Source organism: bacterium (assembly GCA_030693205.1).
In the GTDB taxonomy this organism is placed as follows: Bacteria; Patescibacteriota; Minisyncoccia; order JAHIHE01; family JAHIHE01; genus JAHILZ01.
This window is the reverse complement of record JAUYBG010000010.1, coordinates 189,375-195,904: the sequence shown is the minus strand read 5'-3', so window position 1 is coordinate 195,904 and position 6,530 is coordinate 189,375. Positions and strand designations below refer to the sequence as shown.

Below are 6,530 nucleotides of genomic sequence, written 5' to 3'. Positions count from 1 at the left end.
TTATTGATTATCTTTTATGGTATAATACCGAAAGACCGCATTGTGCTTTTCAAAACAAATTATCGCCGGTGCAATATCTCCTATCCTTGCCAAGAAATTTAAAAATTAACGAGGAGTGCAAAAAAGGGTGGACTTATACATATTCTTGACATTCGGTATTTTTTGTGCTATATTGTAAAGTCGAAAACCCTGAGGGTCGTAGATAAAACAAAAAGGAGATGAAAGCTTGAGTTTAGAAAAGGAAAACAGTTTAAATGCGGTTTTAAAAAACATCGCAAATATTGCAGGCGTTGAGAGAGTCGCAATAATCAGTCGAGGTGGACTGGTAATAGTAAGCTCTGACGAAGGGCTTGAGTCTTCTGCAGCTATGGCAGCTACGATTCGTGGCGCTGCTGAAACCCTGACTATTGAGTCGGGTATAGATTTACCCACAAGCGTGGTCATTACAACTATAAGCCATAAGATAAGCATTACGGGGGCAGGGTCAAAAGCCTTGCTTATAGTGCAATACAGTTTCGGTGTCAATCCAGAGGTAGTACAGAACGAAATATATAAAGCGACCCCGAAGCTAAAAACAATTTTGGAGTAGAAATACTCCGAGTGCGGGGACATTGTGTCACCGCCTTTTTTTTATTTAATACACTAAAGACTTCTTTTTGCGGCAATTGTGTTATAATAATATAAATATTTAAGTATAAAACATTTTTTGTCATTGCGAGGAGCAGCAACGACGAAGCAATCTAGGTTCGAGCTTGCTTCGCTCCCTTTAGTCGCTCGCAATGACAGAAGAGAATATTTATAATAATCATATGAAAATTTCTTTTTACGGAGCGGCCGGCGAAGTTACGGGTTCAAACAGTCTTTTGGAAATTGGAGGCAAGAAAATTTTAATAGACTGCGGAATGTGGCAAGGGAGCGAATTTAACGCGAATAAGAATTTTGATCCATTGCCTTACGATCCGAAAGAAATTTCTGCGGTTTTGGTCACTCATGCGCATCTGGATCATGTCGGCCGTTTGCCGCTTTTGGTAAAAAAAGGCTACAATGGATTTTTTTACGCTACGCCGGCGACGATGGATTTGGCCAAACTGATTATGGAAGATGCTTTGGCGGTAATGACCTATGATAACAAAAAATTCAAGAAGCCGATTTTGTTTGAAAAAAATGATATTGATATGGTGATGCGGCAGTTCAAATCAATTGACTATTATCAGGATTTTGAATTGACGCCGGAAGTGATGATAAAATTTTATGATGCCGGACATATTTTCGGCGCAGCTTTTATTGAAATTAAAACCGAGGGCAAAAAAATAGTCTTTTCCGGCGATATTGGCAATATAAATGTGCCGATTTTGAGAGAAACAGATCCTTTGCCTCGCGATCTCGATGCCGTGGTGTGCGAATCAACTTACGGCGACCGCTTGCACGAATCAGCCGAAAGCCGCCAGCAGATCATTGAAACTGTGGTGATGGAAGCGGTTGGCAGGGGTGGAGTCTTAATGATCCCTTCTTTTTCTCTGGAGCGCACCCAGGAATTGATCTATGACTTAAACGATTTGATCGACCGCAAGCGCCTGCTGCCGCGCGTACCGATCTATTTGGATAGTCCTTTGGCTATCAAGGCGATCAAAGTTTATCGCAAGTATCCGAATTATTACGACGAAGAAGCGGATCGGTTTTTTAAAAAAGGCGATGACCTGTTTCAGTTTCCCGGCCTTATTCTTTCCGAGACTACGGAAGATTCCAAGCTTATTAACGATGCTCCCGCTCCTAAAATAATCATTGCCGGATCCGGCATGATGAATGGCGGGCGGATCATGCGCCACGCCGAGCGTTATCTTTCAAAAAGAAAAAACACTTTGCTTATTATTGGTTATCAGGCGAATGGCACTTTGGGCCGGAGGATTTTGAAAGGCGAATCTCCGGTTTCTGTCGACGGGAAAATAGTTCCGGTGAATTGCCGAGTCAAGGCGATCGGCGCTTTATCCGCTCACGGCGACCAGAAAAAACTTCTCGGCTGGCTAGCTAGCGGTAAAACTTTGCCGAAAAAAGTTTATTTGAATCACGGCGAACAGGAAGGGTCGCAAGCGCTTCAGAAATTGATTAGCGATATCGGAATAAAAGCAGAGATTGTTGGTCCGAATTTAACAGTGGAAATTTAGAAATATTATAAAATTTGGCTTAATAGTAAATCTGTGATGCTAAAAACTTCAATTTATGGCATACTGTAGATTAAAAGTTAACTTAATTTACAATTAATTTTAAATCTATAGTATGTCATTTAAAAAAAGTGTCCAAAATGCGGCAACGGTTATGTAAAAAAGAATGGAAAATTTCGACTGGTACAGCGATATAAATGCACAAAATGCGGATTGCAATTTCAAAGCAAGCGAAGAAAAATCCGATTACAAAATAAACTTTGGAAAGAATATATTTGTAAAAAACAAACTCTAAAAGATTTATCAGAAAAATATCACAGAAGCAAGAAATGGATAAACCAGCAATTAAATTCAGTTAAAATTTCTCCTAATAATTTACCAAATCCTCAACCGGTTGTAATCATTGCCGATGTTACTTTTTTTGAAAGAAGCTATGGAGTTGTGGCAATTAGAGAACCGAATTTAAAGAAAAATATTTATTGGAAAGAAGTATCAACTGAAACTCCGGATATTTATTGGAAAGCAAGAACTCAGATTGAACAGCAAGGATTTACTCTAAAAGGAGTGGTAATTGACGGTAAAAGAGGGGTTAAAGAGGTATTTCTGGATCTTCCTGTGCAGATGTGCCAATTTCATCAGGTGGCTATTATCAATCGGTATTTAACCAGAAAACCAAAACTGGATGCAGGTAAAGAGTTAAGAAGCATTGCTTTATCATTGACTACTTCAAATGAAAAAGAATTTACTGAATTACTGAATAAGTGGCATGAAAAATGGAAAGATTTTTTGCAAGAAAAATCATTCAATCCTGAAACTCAAAGACTATATTTCACTCACAAAAGATTAAGATCAGCCTATCGAAGTTTAAAAACAAACTTGCCTTATCTTTTTACTTACCAGAAATATCCTAAATTAAAAATCCCCAATACTACCAATTCTTTAGACGGAACATTTTCCTATTTCAAAACCTTGTTGAGAATTCATCGAGGAATGAGTAGAGCTAAAAGATACAAGATGATATGTGAAATACTTAAGAAATAGCCTCACAAATTTACTATTAAACCTAAAGTTGGCAAAAACCCCGCAAAAACGGGGTTTTTAAAATTCGGTGGAAATTTTATTATATATTAATTCGTTCCAAAACTTTAAATCCATCCAGTACCGCATCGCATAAAAAATCCTCAAGCTGGCTTGTGTCATTTTTGGTTTGCGCTTTATAGAGATAAGCGCTATAAAGCCGTTTATTTTCCTGCCTGATAATAGCCGGCGCCAAATTGGCTTTTAAAAGCATGGCGCACATTAAAATCCGGCCAATTCGACCATTGCCGTCGGAAAAAGGATGAGCTTGTTCAAAACGGCTATGGATTGAGGCCGACAAAGCGATAATGTCATCAGTTTTTTTAGCCGCTTCGTTGATGATAGCAGGAATTAAATCCGGAAGTTTTAAATAATTGGCGGTTGACAAGTTAACGCCAAGAATTCGGACGGCATGATTGCGGTATGCGCCGGCATCAGGATAAATGCCGTTCATTAAAATACCGTGAAGCTTTAAAACAAGATTTTCATTGATAGCGCCTTTTTGCGCCAGATAATCAAAAAGATAATTAAGAGCAGTCTGATGATTTTTTGCTTCCAAATGCTCCGTTATGCTTTTATTCGGCAAAGCGGCATTGTCAAAAAGAATCGCTGCCGTGTCCAGCTCGGTCAGGGTACTGCCTTCAATGCTGTTGCTGTTATAAGTTAGTTTTAACAGGAAGGTGTCCCGAATATCCGGATTTTTCAATATCTCGGCAATTATATTTTTGTGTTCCCGGGATTTTTTAGCCAATATTTGTTTTTTGGCAATTAGTTGTTCGGTAGGAACTATTTTCTGCCCGGTTGCTTCTAAAAATAATTCATCGATTGCCGCCAGCATTTTCGGCCGGGGGGAAGATTTGCCGGTCCACCAGCTGTTAAAAGCAACAAAAGACACGCCAAAACGATCGGCCAATTTGGTTTGAGTCAATCCGGTCGCTTTCTGGATAATTTGCAATTTTTCTCGGATAGTCATATTTTTAAGCTTACACCATAATACTATCAAACTTTATAAAGTTTGTCAATTTTAATAAACTTTATAAAGTTTATTAAAACCCCGCAAAGCAGGGTTTTAAAAGTTGGTGGAAGTTTTATGTACATTGCTTCCGAATTTTATGTCAGTGAAACTGGCGCACTGTTTAAAATTATTGTAATTTTTGTAATCTAAAAGTTGCCTGTACAGCACGAATGCTAAAATAGATTATAATAAAAACAAGAACCGGATGCGGTCCCTCGACATTGTCGTAATTGTAAACCTTAACCACTACAAAAACAATTAAATTGACGATGCCAATCAGCAAAAGGATTATTGCTACAATTTTACTGTTAAATTTATGAAGCAAGAAAGCTAAAACTACATACATAATACCATCAAGCAGTACTGCCAACCGAACTGCCAGAATAAAGTATGCCGCAATATGAATAATCGCCAAAAAATAAAGTCCATGCGAAAACTCTTTTATGACTTTCAATGCATCTTCTTTCGTTTCTATTTTGTCAAAAGATCCGGACCAAAAATCTTTCTTTTTTGGTGGTACTGGAATTAAATTTTCCATATTTTTTTATTTTAGTTAAAAATTTAATAATTTTATTTTAATGTGGGCGGTATAGGACTCGAACCTATGACCCCTTCAGTGTAAATGAAGTGCTCCACCAACTGAGCTAACCGCCCTTTACAAGTCGCGATATTTACCGTATCCTATATTAATCTCATTTAAGTATAGTATCCAAAAATTTCATTTTAGTCAATGGAAAAATTGTGCTATACTATATATTATGAAAATTCCCACAGAAGTAAAATCAATAATTAAAAAACTTGAATCCGGCGGATTCGAGGCTTTTGTCGTCGGCGGGTGCGTTAGGGATTTATTGACCGGAAATCCGCCAGCTGGCGGACCGCATGATTGGGATATTACCACCAATGCCAGGCCGGAAGAGATTCAGAAGATTTTTCCCCATAATTTTTGCAATAATAAATTCGGTACTGTGACAGCGGTCACGGGCGCAAAAAAAGAATCGCTAAAAGAAATTGAGATCACTACTTACCGCACCGAAGGCGCTTATCGGGACAAGCGCTGGCCGGAAAAAGTTGAATTCGTCGGGAAGCTGGAAGATGATCTGGCTCGCCGCGATTTTACTATCAATGCGATTGCCATGAATGCTAAAGGGAAAACTATCGATCCTTTTGGCGGAGCGGAAGATATTGAGAAAAAAATAATAAAGGCGGTAGGCGATCCGGACCAAAGATTTAACGAAGATGCTTTGCGCCTCGCGCGGGCGATCCGGTTTGCTTGCCAGCTTAGTTCGGTCGGGGGAAAAATCCGCCAGCTGGCGGATAAAGATTTTAAGGACAAGTTGTCTCCGCTTTCCTGGAAAATCGAGGAAAAAACCTTTAACGCCATAAAAAAACATTCTAAGTCTATGGCGATGATTTCGTTGGAAAGGACCAGAGATGAATTTACGAAGATAATTTTATCCGAATATCCGGCCGAAGGGGTTGAACTTCTGAAAGAAACCGGACTTTTGGGATATATTGTACCGGAGCTGGAAAAAGGCATTGGTGTAAGCCAAAATCGCCACCATATCTATACGATCTATGAGCATGCGATCCTCTCGCTGAAATATTGCCCGAGTGAAAAGCTCGAAGTGCGATTGGCGGCGCTTTTTCATGATATTGCCAAGCCTGAAGCTAAAAGAGGCGCAGGGTTGGATGCTACTTTTTACAACCATGATATTATGGGGGCAAACGCGGTTAAGAGAATTTTGTCCCGACTGAAATTTTCCAATGAAGCTATCGAGAAAACCAGCCATTTGGTCAGGAATCATATGTTTTTCTATAATGTGGACGAAGTGAGCGAAGCCGGCATTCGCCGATTGATAAAAAGAGCGGGAAAAGAAAATTTGAAAGATTTGATTGACCTCCGAATTGCCGATCGCTTGGGCAGCGGCGTGCCCAAAGCCAAGCCTTATAAATTAAGGCATTTGGAATATCTCATTGATAAGGTTTCCCGGGATCCTATTTCCGTAAAAATGCTTAAACTAAACGGCAATGATATAATAAAAATCCTTAAGATCAAGCCAAGCCCGATAATCGGCGCGATATTAAATGTTTTGCTGGCGGAAGTGCTGGAAGATCCGAAACTGAATACGAAAAAATATTTAACCGGAAGAGTTAAGGAACTATCCAAGTTAAGCCCGGATAAGTTAAAAGCTAAAAGCTTGGAAGTCATTGAAGAAAAAAAAGAGGAGGTGGAGCTTGCGGAGAAGAGCCGTTTTGGTGTAAAATGAAGAATTGTT

The 6,530-nt window shown here is 39.2% G+C and carries 6 protein-coding genes and 1 tRNA gene; 4 read left to right on the top strand and 3 right to left on the bottom strand.

The window, feature by feature from the left end; all coding sequences use genetic code 11:
• Positions 1-226: 226 nt before the first annotated feature.
• The 3 genes from Q8N37_02865 to Q8N37_02855 all read left to right on the top strand — a co-directional run bounded on the left by Q8N37_02865 (position 227) and on the right by Q8N37_02855 (position 3,200).
• A complete protein-coding gene (locus Q8N37_02865; protein MDP3057434.1) occupies positions 227-589 on the top strand; it encodes a roadblock/LC7 domain-containing protein in 363 nt (120 codons plus the stop codon).
• A 220-nt stretch (positions 590-809) separates the two neighbouring features.
• Positions 810-2,162 carry an MBL fold metallo-hydrolase gene (locus Q8N37_02860; GenBank protein MDP3057433.1) on the top strand — a complete coding sequence of 451 codons (1,353 nt, stop codon included), beginning with the start codon at positions 810-812 and terminating at the stop codon, positions 2,160-2,162.
• A gap of 210 nt (positions 2,163-2,372) precedes the next feature.
• Positions 2,373-3,200 carry a hypothetical protein gene (locus Q8N37_02855; protein ID MDP3057432.1) on the top strand — a complete coding sequence of 276 codons (828 nt, stop codon included), beginning with the start codon at positions 2,373-2,375 and terminating at the stop codon, positions 3,198-3,200.
• Between the two features lie 79 nt (positions 3,201-3,279).
• Here the strand turns inward: Q8N37_02855 and Q8N37_02850 are convergent, their stop codons facing one another.
• The 3 genes from Q8N37_02850 to Q8N37_02840 all read right to left on the bottom strand — a co-directional run bounded on the left by Q8N37_02850 (position 3,280) and on the right by Q8N37_02840 (position 4,905).
• Entirely contained in the window at positions 3,280-4,209 is a 930-nt protein-coding gene (locus tag Q8N37_02850) for a Fic family protein (protein MDP3057431.1), read from the bottom strand.
• Between the two features lie 169 nt (positions 4,210-4,378).
• Entirely contained in the window at positions 4,379-4,789 is a 411-nt protein-coding gene (locus Q8N37_02845) for a hypothetical protein (protein ID MDP3057430.1), read from the bottom strand.
• A gap of 43 nt (positions 4,790-4,832) precedes the next feature.
• Positions 4,833-4,905 (bottom strand) — tRNA-Val (locus Q8N37_02840).
• 104 nt (positions 4,906-5,009) lie between these two features.
• On the opposite strand from Q8N37_02840, the gene Q8N37_02835 reads away from it, so the two are divergent.
• Positions 5,010-6,521 carry an HD domain-containing protein gene (locus Q8N37_02835; GenBank protein MDP3057429.1) on the top strand — a complete coding sequence of 504 codons (1,512 nt, stop codon included), beginning with the start codon at positions 5,010-5,012 and terminating at the stop codon, positions 6,519-6,521.
• Positions 6,522-6,530: the final 9 nt, after the last annotated feature.

Bases quoted from the DNA above. Each gene is read 5' to 3' on its own strand.
- Q8N37_02860 (MDP3057433.1), top strand. From the start codon at position 810: ATGAAAATTTCTTTTTACGGAGCGGCCGGCGAAGTTACGGGTTCAAAC.
- Q8N37_02850 (MDP3057431.1), bottom strand. From the start codon at position 4,209: ATGACTATCCGAGAAAAATTGCAAATTATCCAGAAAGCGACCGGATTG.
- Q8N37_02845 (MDP3057430.1), bottom strand. From the start codon at position 4,789: ATGGAAAATTTAATTCCAGTACCACCAAAAAAGAAAGATTTTTGGTCC.
- Q8N37_02835 (MDP3057429.1), top strand. From the start codon at position 5,010: ATGAAAATTCCCACAGAAGTAAAATCAATAATTAAAAAACTTGAATCC.